The sequence below is a fragment of the Pseudoduganella umbonata genome (assembly GCF_014192225.1).
GTDB classification, from domain to species: Bacteria; Pseudomonadota; Gammaproteobacteria; order Burkholderiales; family Burkholderiaceae_D; genus Rugamonas; species Rugamonas umbonata.
Map to the genome: position 1 here is coordinate 59,469 of NZ_JACHXS010000010.1, position 13,531 is coordinate 72,999.

10 protein-coding genes are annotated in these 13,531 nt (G+C 65.0%); 7 read left to right on the forward strand and 3 right to left on the reverse strand.

The features are described 5' to 3' along the window. The first annotated feature begins 24 nt into the window (after nt 1-24). From FHS02_RS22750 to FHS02_RS22760, 3 genes are all read left to right on the forward strand, one after another. Nucleotides 25-441: a GtrA family protein gene (locus FHS02_RS22750; protein WP_137315653.1), complete on the forward strand. Its 417-nt coding sequence runs from the start codon at nt 25-27 to the stop codon at nt 439-441. Next, a complete protein-coding gene (locus FHS02_RS22755) occupies nt 384-1,418 on the forward strand; it encodes a glycosyltransferase family 2 protein (RefSeq protein WP_137315652.1) in 1,035 nt (344 codons plus the stop codon). Before FHS02_RS22750 ends, FHS02_RS22755 begins: the two co-directional genes overlap by 58 nt. 145 nt (nt 1,419-1,563) lie before the next feature. Then, a complete protein-coding gene (locus tag FHS02_RS22760) occupies nt 1,564-3,411 on the forward strand; it encodes a hypothetical protein (protein ID WP_137315651.1) in 1,848 nt (615 codons plus the stop codon). A gap of 14 nt (nt 3,412-3,425) precedes the next feature. Here the strand turns inward: FHS02_RS22760 and FHS02_RS22765 are convergent, their stop codons facing one another. The 3 genes from FHS02_RS22765 to FHS02_RS22775 all read right to left on the reverse strand — a co-directional run bounded on the left by FHS02_RS22765 (nt 3,426) and on the right by FHS02_RS22775 (nt 7,978). Next, nucleotides 3,426-3,755 carry a cupin domain-containing protein gene (locus tag FHS02_RS22765; protein WP_137315650.1) on the reverse strand — a complete coding sequence of 110 codons (330 nt, stop codon included), beginning with the start codon at nt 3,753-3,755 and terminating at the stop codon, nt 3,426-3,428. A 73-nt stretch (nt 3,756-3,828) separates the two neighbouring features. Beyond that, nucleotides 3,829-5,196 carry a hypothetical protein gene (locus FHS02_RS22770; RefSeq protein ID WP_137315649.1) on the reverse strand — a complete coding sequence of 456 codons (1,368 nt, stop codon included), beginning with the start codon at nt 5,194-5,196 and terminating at the stop codon, nt 3,829-3,831. 232 nt (nt 5,197-5,428) lie between these two features. Beyond that, the gene (locus FHS02_RS22775) at nt 5,429-7,978 is read right to left on the reverse strand and encodes a TonB-dependent receptor (RefSeq protein ID WP_137315648.1); all 2,550 of its coding nucleotides are present in this window, start codon (nt 7,976-7,978) and stop codon (nt 5,429-5,431) included. 188 nt (nt 7,979-8,166) lie between these two features. On the opposite strand from FHS02_RS22775, the gene FHS02_RS22780 reads away from it, so the two are divergent. From FHS02_RS22780 to FHS02_RS22795, 4 genes are all read left to right on the forward strand, one after another. Continuing rightward, nucleotides 8,167-9,159 (forward strand): LacI family DNA-binding transcriptional regulator, encoded by a 993-nt coding sequence (locus tag FHS02_RS22780; RefSeq protein WP_137315647.1) that lies wholly within the window; start codon nt 8,167-8,169, stop codon nt 9,157-9,159. A 77-nt stretch (nt 9,160-9,236) separates the two neighbouring features. Next, nucleotides 9,237-11,555: a glycoside hydrolase family 65 protein gene (locus tag FHS02_RS22785; RefSeq protein WP_137315646.1), complete on the forward strand. Its 2,319-nt coding sequence runs from the start codon at nt 9,237-9,239 to the stop codon at nt 11,553-11,555. Beyond that, complete coding sequence (gene pgmB / locus FHS02_RS22790) at nt 11,552-12,196, forward strand: beta-phosphoglucomutase (protein ID WP_229422304.1); 645 nt, start codon at nt 11,552-11,554, stop codon at nt 12,194-12,196. The genes FHS02_RS22785 and pgmB overlap by 4 nt, the downstream gene beginning before the upstream one ends. Before the next feature lie 34 nt (nt 12,197-12,230). Next, entirely contained in the window at nt 12,231-13,517 is a 1,287-nt protein-coding gene (locus tag FHS02_RS22795) for an MFS transporter (RefSeq protein ID WP_137315645.1), read from the forward strand. Nucleotides 13,518-13,531 lie beyond the last annotated feature (14 nt).

Here is a 13,531-nt window from a genome sequence, read left to right on the forward strand (position 1 = left end):
GGATTAGCTTGTCCGTTTGTCATCATGTCTGCTCCGTTTCCCGCCTCACGCGACAATTTCTCGGCGCGCAGCCTGCTTGCCTTCCTGTGCGTCGGCGGTGCGTCCACGGCCGCGCATTACCTGGTCATGCTGCTGCTCCTGCTTGCCGGCATGCCGACCGTCGCCGCTTCAGGCATCGGCTTCATTTTGAGCGCGCTGCTGAATTATCTCCTCAACGAGCGCCTGACCTTTCACAGCCACGAGCAGCGCCGCGTCACTGCCCCGCGTTTTGCGATCGCGGCAATGACCGGCCTGCTGCTGAACCATCTGCTTCTGACCGCGCTGATGCGCGCGGGCCTGCCCACCATCCCTGCCCAACTGCTGACCACGATTGGAGTGATCATATGGAATTACTGCATCCATGGCGCCTGGACTTTCCGAAGCCGTCGGAACCGGAACTGAGGTCAGCACCGGTCGTCAGCCTCATACTTCCATGCTTTAACGAACAAGAAGTCTTGCCGGAAACGACGCGCCGCCTGGTGGCCTTGCTCGACCGTCTCAGCGTCGAGGGCCGCGCCGCACCGGGCAGCGCGATCTACTATGTGGACGATGGTAGCGGCGATTGCACCTGGCGCCTGATCGGCGAATATGCCGCGGCCTTCCCGACCGTTTGCGGCATCAAGTTGAGCCGCAACCGCGGTCATCAGAATGCGCTGCTGTGCGGCTTGCTGACCGCACCGGGCGATGTACTGGTCAGCCTCGATGCCGACCTGCAAGACGATCTCGAAGCCATTCCACGCATGCTGGACAGCTACCGCGCCGGCAACGAAATCGTCTGCGCGGTGCGGGGGCGCCGTACCACGGATACCTTCTTCAAGCGCAGCACTGCCGAAGCATACTATCGGCTGCTGGGCATGCTCGGCGTCCAGGTCCAGTTCAATCACGCCGATTTCCGCCTGATGAGTCGCCGTGCCATCGAAACCCTGCGCGGCTACGAAGAAACCCATCTGTTCCTGCGCGGACTGATTCCCCAGCTCGGGTACCGCACAGCCGTGGTTGAATTCGAACGCGCGTCGCGCTTCGCGGGCGAATCGAAGTACCCGCTGCGCAAGATGCTGTCGCTGGCATGGCAAGGGGTGACGTCCTTCACAGCCTATCCATTGCGGCTGATTACCGGCGTGGGTGCGCTGGTGTCGCTGGGCAGCCTGGCACTGGCCGCCTGGGCGCTCGGCATCCGCATCTTCACCGACGACGCCGTTCCCGGCTGGGCTTCCGCAGTCATTCCGATGTACCTGCTGGGCGGCGTGCAGCTGCTCAGCCTGGGAATCATCGGCGAATACCTGGCCAAGGTTTATGAATCGACCAAAAAACGGCCCCGTTACCATGTCGAAGCCGTATGTGGCCATAGCATCGACGGCAGCAGCCGGGACAACCCATGAGGCGGCTCTCCACAACGCTGGTTGCAAAGGCGCCAGCTGCCGTGTCGGCATGCTCCGCCGTCGTGTACTTCGCCTGCAGCGAGGGCATCCGTGACCACATGACAATGCTCTGGAATGCGGTGCACGCAATCATGGAACACCTGCGGTGAACGCCTTGTTCTACGTGCTGCTGTCCGTGTTGACGGCGGGCGGCATTGCGCGCCGCTTCGGCGCTGGACGCGACTTGGTGGCTGTCACGGTATTCTTCGGCGCACTGCTTCTCCCCTTCCATATCCTGGGCTTGGTGGAACTGTCGAGTAGCCAGCCTGTGGCGAGCCTTGGCAATGCACTGCTGTTGCTGCTGGCACTGGCGCTCGCACTGGCGTCGGCACTGTACCTGATACCCGCTGCGACAGTTGCACCTGCACCTTCACCTGCACCGTCCCGCCAGCGCTGGAGCTTCCTGCCGTGGCTGACACTGGCCGTGTTCGTGCTGGCCGGCCTGATGCTGGCCTTTGGCCGGCCCCTGGGATACGAGGTGGCGGCCTATCACCTGCCGCTGTCCGTGAACTTGCTGCAGACGCACTCGCTGATGGCATGGGACGGCAACTTCCCCCATACCTTTCCTGCCAATGCCAGTGTGCTGTGGGCGATACTGATCGATTCCCTGCCGGAACGCCTCGTGTCGAGCGCGAACCTGCTGCTTCTGGTACCGCTGGTCCTGGCCGTGTACACCTTGTGCCGGCTGGCCAGCGCGGACAGCAAGGCCTCGCTGTATGCCTGCTGCGGCATGCTTGGCGTGCCGATGATCGCGTTTTCCTCGGTGGAGCTGGGCGCCGATATCGGCGGCATCGCCTTCGCGGCGCTGGCAATGTGCTTCGTCCTGTCGCCGCTGCGCCCGGCGCCGGCGATGGCGCTGGCGGGCCTGTGCATGGGACTGGCGATCGGCTTCAAGAGCCTGCACCTGCTGAGTGCCGTGGCGATCGGGCTGGTGGCCTGCGCACGCGGCGGCAACTTGACCGGCGCATTGCGCAATGCGTCGGTGTTCGGCGCGGCAGCCCTGCTGGCGGGAGGCTTCTGGCTGCTGCGAAACGCAATCGAGCTCGGCAACCCATTGCATCCGGTCGGCGTGCCGCTGGTCGGCAAGTGGCTGGGCTGGCTGCCGTCGGCAGATTTCGATCCATCGCTGCGCAGCACCACCGAGCTCGAATGGGTCAGCAATGCCTGGCAGTGGCTGGCTTATCCATGGACGGAATCGCAGCACTTCGGCCAGAACTTCAAACATAGTTCGGGTTTGGGGGCCTTCGTTGCCGCGGCCATTCCCGGCACGGCGGTAGCGCTCGGCGCGGCGATGGTGCGCGACGGCTTGCGTTTGCATCGCGTGCGCTTGTCGCTGTTGTTCGCGGTGCTGTTCATCGTGGCGGCCTGGGCCCTGCTGGGCGACCGGCAACCGCGCTATGTGCTTGCGGCGCTGCCGCTGGCGTTGCCACTGCTGGCATGGGCAGTCACCCAAGCAACAGGGCAGTGGCGGCGCGTGTTCGATCTCGGCCTCGCCATCTGCATCGTGGCGATGCTGGGCGTATTCCTGTCGCGCCAGGTGCTGCAGTTCGGCGACCGCATCGTGCTGTCGCAGCAGACGACACGGTCGGCGTTCTATGAATACCCCCCGCTTGTCGACTCCTTGCCGGCCGGGACGACGATCCTGAACACGGCGGACCGGATCTGGCACTATCCGCTGTTCGGCGCAGCACTGTCGAATCGCGTCGTCAGCATGCCGGCAGGGCGGCGCATGCTGGGCCTGCCACCGAGCCTGAGCGCGCCGCGCGAACTCCGGCTGGCAGCCACGCCACTGCGCGCAGCCGGGGTGACGCATGTATTCGTGGCCGGCGCCAGCGTGACACTGGACGATTGCCTGCAACTGGCAAACGTTGCACAGGTGGACCGCAATCCCGTCAACGGCAAGCCGCTCGGCAGTCCGCGCGTGCTGTATGCGGTGCGCTATCTGTGCCCGTAGCGGTCGCAGGCGGGTCAGCTCTTCAGCAAGATCGTCAGCAAGGCCACCGAATCGGCCACCGCCTTCAACGCATGCGGCGTCGCGCCGGCGAGATAGAGCATTTCACCGCCATGCAGCGTTACCGTGCGGCCGTGCGCATCCACGGCGATCTCGCCGGACAGGCATTGCAGCGTGATTTCACCCTTGACCCAGTGTTCGGGCATGGTTTTCCCGGCCGGCAGTACCAGGCGGATCAATTCGAGTTCGTCGGTCTTTGCCAGTGCGATCGAGGAAAATTGCGAGCCATCTTCATCGCTGCGCTGCAATGCGAAGACTTGGCCGGATGAGGCGTGTTGCAGAGCCATGAGCACTCCCGTATGTAAACGTTGTGCTCATCTTATCAAAGCGGCAGGCAATGCCGCGCTGCATTGAAATCGATCAGGATCCGGGCTGGGCCAGCGCCCGGGCATCTTCCTTGAGGGCGCCGCAAGCGATCAGCGCATCGATATCCTTGCTCCGGCCGCGCAGCGATTGCGTCGACGATTGCGCCAGCACGCCGCGCCAGAGCGCTTCTTCCCGTGTATCGCTTTGCTGCTCCGCGCCCGGAGCGGCGTCGCGCGTGGTCTCATGCTTGGCTGACGAGGCGGTGAACGGCCAGCGGGTTTCCCTCGGTGCGTACGCAGTACGCTCCGTCAGCAATTGCTCCATGCGCCCGGCTGCCGCCTTCATCTTCTCGGGCGACGGCGCGCCGCTGGCGTGCAGCTGGAGGATTTCCGTGGCCACCGCCATCTCGGGAATGACGAAGTCCTTGAGCAGGTAGTAATACCGCAACTGGGCCGTCACCGCTGCCGCGCCCGCCTGTTTCACTGCGGGAGAATTGCGCTGGTTCGCCGCTCCCGGGGCGCATCCATCCTTCATCGACTGCACCACCGCGGTATCGAACGCATGCGCCACCGAAGTGAGCGCCACCGCTTCGCGCACATCTTCGTGGAAAATCGCCAGCAGCCGGGCCAGTTCCGCCTGCACCTGCGCATCGAAGCCGGATTTCTGCCGGTCGACCTTCTTCGACAGCGCGGCGAGCTGGCTTGCCGCGGGATCGCGGCAGGTTTCCGCCAGTTCGTGGGTGAACGTGAAGACGTTCTTGTCCAGCAGTGCCTGGCATTGCCGGTAGGTGCCGGTCAATTCCTCCAGGTTGGCGGCGATGTTGCCGACGTTCGCCGCCGCGTTCGGCGGCGTTGCCTTCGAGGCGTCGATGGCGTTCTTGCCGAGGAAGAGCGAGCCGGCGCCGCCGGCGACGATCAGGAAGGCGGCCGCCAGCAGGGCGAGCTTGCGCTTCGGCGAGGACTGGACTTCATGGCCATAGAAGACGTTGCGCACTTTCGGCTGCTGCCCGATGTGCGTGCAAATCGTCGGCCACCCCCACACCACCACCGATGACTGGCCCGCGGTTTTCCGCCTGGCGGTCAGTGCGGCCGTATGCGCCTGCACCCCGGCATCGTCCGGCCCGGCCGACAGCACGATGAACTCATCGACCGGATGGGGGAAGCTCGCCGCCTCCGCGAGCGCGACATCGATATCGGCCGGCGCCAGCGCCTGGCCGTAGCGCTCGGTCCGCCCCTCGATGCGCAGTGCGATCACCCGGCCATCGGCTGCTTTCGCCCAGGCGTCGACGCCGTTTTTCCGCTGTCCCGCGCTGCCCCAGCGGCGCATGCGGGTTTCATAGGCGGCCGACAGCAGGGCGATCGACAAACGTTCGAAATCCTGCCAGTTCGAAGGACGGGAATATTCGTTCGGGGGAAGGGTCATGGGAACTCCGGTGCACCGGCCCGGACTGGAAGGTCGGCGCCGGCTGTGGCCTGTAAAGACCGCGATATTAGCAGGCAGCCGGACAATGGCAATGTGGCCGCGTGCGAGGCTGCCAGGCCAGTCCCATGGCGGCCATGAAAAAAAGCGGCCCGTGGGCCGCCAAAGCGAGATCGGGCAAGCGGTCCTTGAAGCCGCCATGCCCGGGGGACATCTCAAGAGGTGGAAGCGGGCCTCAGAAGCGGTACATCACCGACGCTTCCCAGGTACGGCCGAACAGCGGACGCGCGTTGATCGGGCCGCTGCCGCCAGTGGTCAGGCGCGAATTGCCTTCGGTCAGGCCCAGCTCGTTGTCCAGGTTGCTGCCGCTGACGCGCAATTCGATCTTCTCGCCCAGCCGGTACACGGCGCCCAGGTCGATCGTCTTATAGGACGGCAGGTACTGCAGGTTGGCCTGGTCGGCCCAGCGCTCGCCGATGTATGTGTAGGTACCGTACAGCTGCAGCTCGTTGTCACCCATCGGGATCCGGTACGACGGCGTGAAACGCCCCTGCAGCCTCGGTTGCCGCTGCACGCGCTTGCCGGCCGTTGCCGGATTGTCCTTGTATTCGGAATCCTGCCAGTTGCCGGTCAGCGTCAGGGTCAGGTCGCGCACGGGCCGCAAGGCCAGTTCGAATTCGACGCCCTGCCCTTTCGAGCCGCTGGTGGAATTGAGGATCGTGCCATCGGCCAGGATCTGCTGGAACGCGATGCCGTCGAAATCGGTGCGGAAGTAATTCACGTAGGCGCTGTACAGCGGCGAGGCGGTCTTGAAGCCCACCTCGAACTGCTCGACGGTCGGCGTCGGCAACAGGCCGCGGTCGTTCACCCTCGCCTGCGTGCCGGCGTTGCGCAGATCGTCGAAGGCAATGAAGGTGTGGCCGCGGTTGGCGCGGGCGAACACGCTGGCGTCGCGGGCCAGCTTGAAGTTGCCGCCGATCGTGAACGAATTGGCCGAATCGGTGCGGGTCAGCGCCGTGTTGGAACTGGTGGGCATCGACGTGCCGTTGTTGTACACGGTCAGCGGATTGTTGTCGGTGTCGCCGGTCGTCAGATTCGACACCGTGGCATCGAGCTTTTGCCGCTCGCGGCGAATGCCGCCATCGACCTTGATGCGGTCGTTGATCTTCCATTCGTTGGCGATGAACAGGGCCGTGTTGCTGCCGTCGTAGGAGGCCACCGGCGCATAATTGACCGGGCCTTCCTTGCCGGCGTTCGACACGACGATGCCGTTATTGAGGCGCACGTCGATCAGCCGGGCGTTCGGCGTGGCCGTCATCAGGTGGCTGTTGCCCAGGTACCAGACGTCGTCCGACGAATAATTGGCGAAGTAGCCGCCGATCGTGACGGTGTTGTCCTTGATCCACTCGCGGCTGACCCGCAGTTCGTTGGTGGCCGATTGCAGCTGCTTTTCGACGGCCCACAGGCCGGCCTGGACCACCTGCTGCGTGTCGGCGACGGGCGTGCCATCCAGGTAAGTGGCGGTGGCCGTGGTGGCGACGCTGCCCGCCACGGCATTGCGATACGAGGACAGCGCCCCGGCGTTGTACGCGCCCATCGTCAGCGGGTTATTCCCCGTGAACATGGCGATCGTGTTCAGGTCGCCGTCGAAGTAATTGAACTTGTTCGACACGTTCCAGCCGCCGATCGTCTGCGCGAAGTCGATGCCGAACACGGTCGACTTCAGGCCGCGGCCATCGCCCAGGTCGTAGTTCAGCGTGCGGCCGGGGCCCGCTTCCACCGTGAAGCGGCGCATCTCGCCGCTCATCAGCGTGCCCGTCAGCGGATCGAAACCGGGGAATTCCGTGATCGTGCGGCCCTCGTTGGACGAGATCAGCGGCACGCCCGTGTAGAAGGCGTTCTTGTCGTCGGTCCGGCGGGCGTAGAACGTGACTTCGCCGCCGTCGAGCTTGCGGGTCAGCGTGCCGGTCAGCTGCGTGCCCTTGTCCGCGGGGAAGCCGGCATCGCGCACGCCGTTGGTGTTGCGGTAGAAGCCGCCGATGGTGCCATACCAGTTGTCGGCGATCTTGCCACCGTAGAACACGTCGACGCGGCGCAGTTCGCCGGTACCGGTCGAGAAACGGATCGAGCCTTCCGGCGTATCGGAACCTTTTTTAAGGATGAAGTTCATCGTGGCGCCAGGCTGGCCGTTCGAGAAGATCGTGCTGGGTCCGCCCCGCAGCACTTCGACGCGCTCCACCGTGTCGTCGAGCCGGAACGCCGACGAGCCTTCGAAGAACGACAAGGTCGGCACCGGGTAGATCGGGTTGCCCATCAGCTGCACGGACACGAAAGGCGAATCCGAGCCGGACGGGAAACCGCGCACCTCGATGTTGGCGCCCGACTGCCCGCCGGTCGCTTCCGCGTACACGCCCGGCACCAGCTTCAGGATGTCGGCCGTGCTGCTGGGTGCCGCCTGCCGCAGTTGCTCATCGGTGGCGGTGGTGATCGAGAACGCCGAGTCCAGCTTGCGCACGCCGCCGGTGGCAACGCCCGTCACCACCACCTGTTGCATTTCAGCCTGCACGGCCGCGCCGCCTTCCTGGGCGCCGGCACCGGAGGCGCCGGAGGTGTCCTGCACCGCTGCGGCAGGCTGCGCCGCGTCCTGGGAAGCCGCGGCCGGCTGGGCCGCATCCTGCGTCGCCGCGGCCGGCGGCGCCACGTCCTGCGGCGCGGCAGCGCGTGCCTGGCTCGTGAGCGCCAGAATGGCAAGGGAAATCGAGGACAGCAGGAACCTGTTGTTCATGGCAATTTTGCTTTCATTGTGAATTGTCGTCTCCGGACAATGCGCCCCGATGGCGCCGCCGCTGGTCTGTGTGACAACATTGAAACGCACAAATGACATCGATGTCAATGAAAATGCTATCGATGTCATTTCGCGTGACAACAGTGTTGGATCTGTCATAATGCGACCAACTTTTTTCAGGAAACGCGATGCCTGCCGCTAAACCCGACTCCGGATTGACGATGGAAGACCTGGCCGCGCTGGCGGGTGTCTCCAAGATCACGGTGTCGCGCGCATTGCGGAACAGCCCGCTCGTGACGGAAGCCACCCGCGACAAAGTGCGCCGGGTCGCCGAGGAACAGGGCTACCGCTTCAATGTGAGCGCTCGCAACCTGCGCATGGGCCGTTCGTACTCGGTGGCGGTCGTGGTGGAAATGACACCTGCCAAGGGCCGGCCGATGTCCGATCCCTATCCGCTGGAACTGCTGGGCGGCATCACGCAGGAACTGACGACCGCCGGCTACAGCGTGGTGCTGACGTCGAAACAATTGCTCGACACGGCGCCCGTGCGTGGTGCGGACGGCCTGATCCTGCTGGGCCAGGGCTCGCACGGCGAAGCCGTGACCGCACTGAAGAAAGCCGGCCTGCCGCTGGTGGTCTGGGGCGCGCCGGAAGCGGAATCGGACACCGTGGTGGTCGGCAGCGACAACCGCAAGGGCGGCATCAGCGCGGCGCACCGCTTTCTCGAACTGGGCCGCAAGAAACTGGTGTTCCTCGGCGACGTCGATCACGCCGAGGTGCAGGAACGGTGCGCCGGCTTCATCGAGGCGATCGGCGGCCAGGGCGGCGTGCACATCATGCGCCCGAAAGCGTTTACGTTCGAGGCCGGCTTCGACTGCATCTCGGCGCTGCTGAAGAAGAAAAGCCAGGGCTTCGACGGCGTGTTCGCCGCCAGCGACCTGCTGGCGATGGGCGCGATCCGCGCGCTGGCGGAAAAGAACCTGCGCGTGCCGGAAATCGTTTCCGTCATCGGTTACGACGATACGCCCGGCGCGGCCAGCTTCGTGCCGCCCCTTACCTCGGTCCACCAGTACCTGCGCGACGGCGGCGTGCTGCTGGCGAAAAAAATGCTGGACCTGATCGACGGCCAGCCCGTCAGCTCCGAAATGCTGTCGACCACCCTGATGGTGCGGCAAACCTGATTTCCCGTTGAGCGGCGTTTGCCAAGCAATGCCGCCGTCCTTTTACATCAAATTCAAACCGGTTTGAAGGAGACAAGATGCAAGCCCAGAAGCACCGCTTCCCCCCTGACCCCTGGTCGCTGCGCGAAGCGGCACCGGACCCCGCGACACACTTCCTCAATGAGACACTGTTCGCCCTGGGCAACGGGTATATCGGCGTGCGCGGCACGGCCGAAGAAGGCTGGAGCGGGCCGGCCGGCACGTCGCGCGACGGTACTTACCTGAACGGCTTTTACGAATCCGAGCCGATCCATTACCCGGAGACGGCGCATGCGCTGGCCAGGACCAACCAGTTCATGCTGAACGTGCCGAATGCCAAGGGCATCGCGATCTGGCTCGACGAAGAACGCTTCGACCCGTTGCAAGGGGAATTGAAGGACTACGAACGGTCGCTGGACCTGCGCCGCGGCGTGCTGGAACGCTCGCTGACGTGGACCTCGCCGTCTGGCCGGTCGATCGCGCTGCGCAGCCGCCGGCTGGTGTGCCTGGACAACCGCCACCTGCTGGCCCTGGAAGTGGAGGTCACGCCACTGAACTTTTCCGGCACGCTGCGCATCGTGTCGTCGCTCGACGGCGCCGTGCAGAACCTGGAAGCGGGCGACGATCCGCGCATCGGTTCGGCCGTCTCCGGCGCTTCGCTGCAATTAATGCTGGCCGAGCAGGAAGGGAACTTCAGCGCGCTGATGCAGCGTACCCGCAACAGCGGCTTCATGCTGGTCAGCGCCACGCTGACCGAAGCCCCCGCGGAGGCACGCTGCAGCCGCGACGGACTGCGGCTGGAGCAGTCGTATGCCATGGCCGCCGCGCAGGGCGAAAAAATCACCGTGCGCAAGTACGCCTGCTATCACACGTCGCGCGATTATCCCGAGGCGGAGTTGATGCCGCGCAGCCATGAGCTGCTGGACCACGCAAGGCGCGAAGGGTTCGATGCGCTGGCCGCGCGCCAGGCCGATTACCTGGCGGACTTCTGGCAACAGTCCGACGTGGAAATCGACGGCGACGACCTGCTGCAGCAGGGTATCCGCTTCAACCAGTACCACCTGCTGCAATCGGTGGGCCGCGACGGCAAGACCAACATCTCGGCCAAGGGTGTCACGGGCGAAGGGTATGAGGGCCACTATTTCTGGGACACGGAAATCTACATCTTCCCGTTCTTCCTGTACAACAAGCCGGAGATCGCCCGTGCCCTGCTGGAGTACCGGTGGGCGGGCCTGGAATCGGCGCGCCGCCGTGCGCGCCAGATGTCGCACGCGAAGGGTGCGCTGTACCCATGGCGTACCATCGCCGGCGAGGAGTGCTCGGCCTACTTCCCGGCCGGCACCGCGCAGTACCACATCAATGCGGACATCGCCTACTCGATCCGCCAGTACCTCGACGCGACGGGCGACGACGACTGGCTGCGCGCGCACGGCGCCGAGATCGTGATGGAAACGGCGCGCATCTGGACCGGCATCGGCGGCATCGACCGTCACGGCCGCTTCGTCATCAACGAGGTGACAGGGCCGGACGAGTATACGGCGCTGGTCAACAACAACTACTACACCAACGCGATGGCGCAGGCCCACCTGGAATTCGCCGCCGCCATCGCGACCCGGCTTGCCGCGCAATTCCCGGACGACTACGCGCGCATCGCCCAGTCGATGGCGCTCGATCCGGCCGAGCCGGAAGAATGGGCCAATGCCGCGCGGCTGATGTACCTGCCGTACGACGCGGAACTGCGCATCCACGAGCAGGACGACAGCTTCCTGTCGAAGAAGCCGTGGGACTTCGCCAACACGCCGCCGGCCAATTATCCGCTGCTGCTGAACTACCACCCGATGGTGATCTACCGGCACCAGGTGTGCAAGCAGGCCGACGTGGTGCTGGCGCTGCTGCTGCTGTCGTCGCGCTTCGGGCAGGACGACAAGCGGCGCGACTTCGACTACTACGAAGCGGTGACCACGCACGACTCGTCGCTGTCGTCGTGCATCTTCTCGATCGTGGCCGCCGAAGTGGGCTATGCCGACAAGGCCTACGACTACTTCATGGAAACCGCCCGCCTCGACCTGGACGACACGCATGGCAACACCTGCCACGGCGTGCACACGGCGGCGATGGCCGGCACCTGGCTGGGCGTGGCCTATGGCTTCGGCGGCATGCGCACCGATGGCGGCAGCCTGCGCTTCTCCCCCACCCTGCCGGCACGCTGGCAGGGATACCGCTTCCGCATCCAGCTGCGCGGCTGCCTGCTGCAGGTGGGCGTCAACGCCGCCGGCACCACCTACCGACTGGTGCAGGGCGAGTCGCTGCAGTTCACCCACCATGGCAAGCCGGTCGCGCTGACCGCCGCCCAACCCGAACACCAGGAGGCCGCATGAGCCCATTGTCCCAGTTCAAAGCCGTGATCTTCGACCTCGATGGCGTAATCACAGATACGGCCCGCTATCACTACCTGGCCTGGAAGCGGCTGGCCGAAGCGCAGGGCGTGCATTTCGACGAGGCGTTCAACGAACACCTGAAGGGCATCGACCGGATGGGATCGCTCGAACTGATCCTGGCCTCGGCCACGCGCAGCTATACCGACGCGGAAAAGCTGGCGCTGGCCACCGAGAAGAACGAGCATTACAAGGAGCTGATCGCCACGATGACGCCGGCCGACCTGCTGCCCGGTGCCGTCGAGGCGCTCGATGCGGCGCGCGCGGCCGGGCTGAAGATCGGCCTCGCCTCCGTCAGCCGCAATGCGTTCGAAGTGCTGGACCGGCTCGGCATCACCGGCAAGTTCGACTACGTGGTCGATGCCGGCACGATCGCGCGGGGCAAGCCCGATCCGGAGATCTTCCTCAAGGCGGCCCGCGAGCTGGGCGTGGCGCCGGGCGACTGCTTCGGGGTCGAAGACGCGGTGGCCGGAGTGGCATCGATCAAGGCGGCCGGAATGTATGCGATCGGTGTCGGCGATCCTCGGGTGCTGGCGCAAGCCGACATCGTAATCCCGGACCTGGCGGCGTTTCCCCTGAACTGACCAGCATAAAAAATTAAAACCTGGAGGAGACACCATGCAACGCCGCCGTATCCTGTTCATCCTGTTCCTGATTTACTTCGTTTTCGCGATCCTGCTCAACAGCGTGGGCACCGTGATCCTGCAGGTCATCAACAACTACGGCGTGGCCAAGTCCGCCGCCAGCGTGCTGGAAGGGTTCAAGGACCTGCCGATCGCCGTCGTGTCGTTCCTGGTCGCGTCGTTCCTGCCGCGGCTGGGTTACAAGCGCGCGATGCTGATCGGCCTGGCCATCGTCACGTGCGCCTGCGTGGCGATGCCGCTGGTGCCGGGCTTTGCCACCGCGAAGCTGCTGTTCCTGTGCGTCGGCGTGGCCTTCGCGCTGGTGAAGGTGTCGGTCTACTCGACGCTGGGCCTGGTCGCCACCAGCCGCAAGGAGCACGCCGGCATCATGAACACGCTGGAAGGCTTTTTCATGGTGGGCGTGCTGTGCGCTTACTGGGTCTTCAGCTTCTTCATCGATTCGGCCAACCCGCGCTCGCAAAGCTGGCTGAACGTCTACTGGCCGCTCGCGGCGCTGTGCGCGCTGACGTTCCTGCTGCTGCTCGGTACCCGCTTCGATGAACGGCTGGCGGCACCGCCGGCAGGCAGCACGCCGGCGCAGGATTTCGCCGCCATGCTGAAGCTGTTCTTCAAGCCGCTGGTGTGCATCTTCGTCGTCACCGCCTTCCTGTACGTGCTGATCGAGCAAAGCGTCGGCACCTGGCTGCCGACGTTCAACAACGAGATCCTGCACCTGCCGGCGGCGATGAGCGTGCAGGTCACCAGCATCTTCGCGGCATGCCTGGCCATCGGGCGGCTGTCGGCCGGCGTGGTGCTGCGCAAGCTGCACTGGTACCCGGTGATGAACGGCTGCCTGATCGGCATGGGCGCGGTGGTGCTGGTGGCGCTGCCGCTGACGCAAGGGGTGGTGCCCGATGCCGGCATCACCTGGTTCAACGCGCCGGCGGCCACCTTCCTGTTCCCGTTGATCGGCCTGTTCATGGCGCCGATCTACCCGGGCATCAATTCGGTGATGCTGAGCTCCCTGCCACAGCACCAGCACGCGCCGATGACGGGTCTGCTGGTGATTTTCTCGGCGCTGGGCGGCACCACGGGATCGCTGGTCACGGGCTATGTGTTCGGCGCCTTCAGCGGCCATTTCGCGTTCTACCTGACCCTGGTGCCGATCGCCGTGGTGCTGGTGATGCTGTTCCTGTTCCGCCGCGCGGTCGAAGGCGCCAACGGCGGCGGCACGCAGGGCTCCGCTATAATCGGCGGCGAATCGCCCCCGCTCGGGCACTGACCGCCCTCCCGCTC

What these genes read in the sequence shown, in the direction of transcription:
- FHS02_RS22750 (WP_137315653.1), top strand. Translation starts at nt 25, where the DNA reads ATGTCTGCTCCGTTTCCCGCCTCACGCGACAATTTCTCGGCGCGCAGC.
- FHS02_RS22755 (WP_137315652.1), top strand. Translation starts at nt 384, where the DNA reads ATGGAATTACTGCATCCATGGCGCCTGGACTTTCCGAAGCCGTCGGAA.
- FHS02_RS22765 (WP_137315650.1), bottom strand. Translation starts at nt 3,755, where the DNA reads ATGGCTCTGCAACACGCCTCATCCGGCCAAGTCTTCGCATTGCAGCGC.
- FHS02_RS22770 (WP_137315649.1), bottom strand. Translation starts at nt 5,196, where the DNA reads ATGACCCTTCCCCCGAACGAATATTCCCGTCCTTCGAACTGGCAGGAT.
- FHS02_RS22775 (WP_137315648.1), bottom strand. Translation starts at nt 7,978, where the DNA reads ATGAACAACAGGTTCCTGCTGTCCTCGATTTCCCTTGCCATTCTGGCG.
- FHS02_RS22780 (WP_137315647.1), top strand. Translation starts at nt 8,167, where the DNA reads ATGCCTGCCGCTAAACCCGACTCCGGATTGACGATGGAAGACCTGGCC.
- FHS02_RS22785 (WP_137315646.1), top strand. Translation starts at nt 9,237, where the DNA reads ATGCAAGCCCAGAAGCACCGCTTCCCCCCTGACCCCTGGTCGCTGCGC.
- pgmB (WP_229422304.1), top strand. Translation starts at nt 11,552, where the DNA reads ATGAGCCCATTGTCCCAGTTCAAAGCCGTGATCTTCGACCTCGATGGC.
- FHS02_RS22795 (WP_137315645.1), top strand. Translation starts at nt 12,231, where the DNA reads ATGCAACGCCGCCGTATCCTGTTCATCCTGTTCCTGATTTACTTCGTT.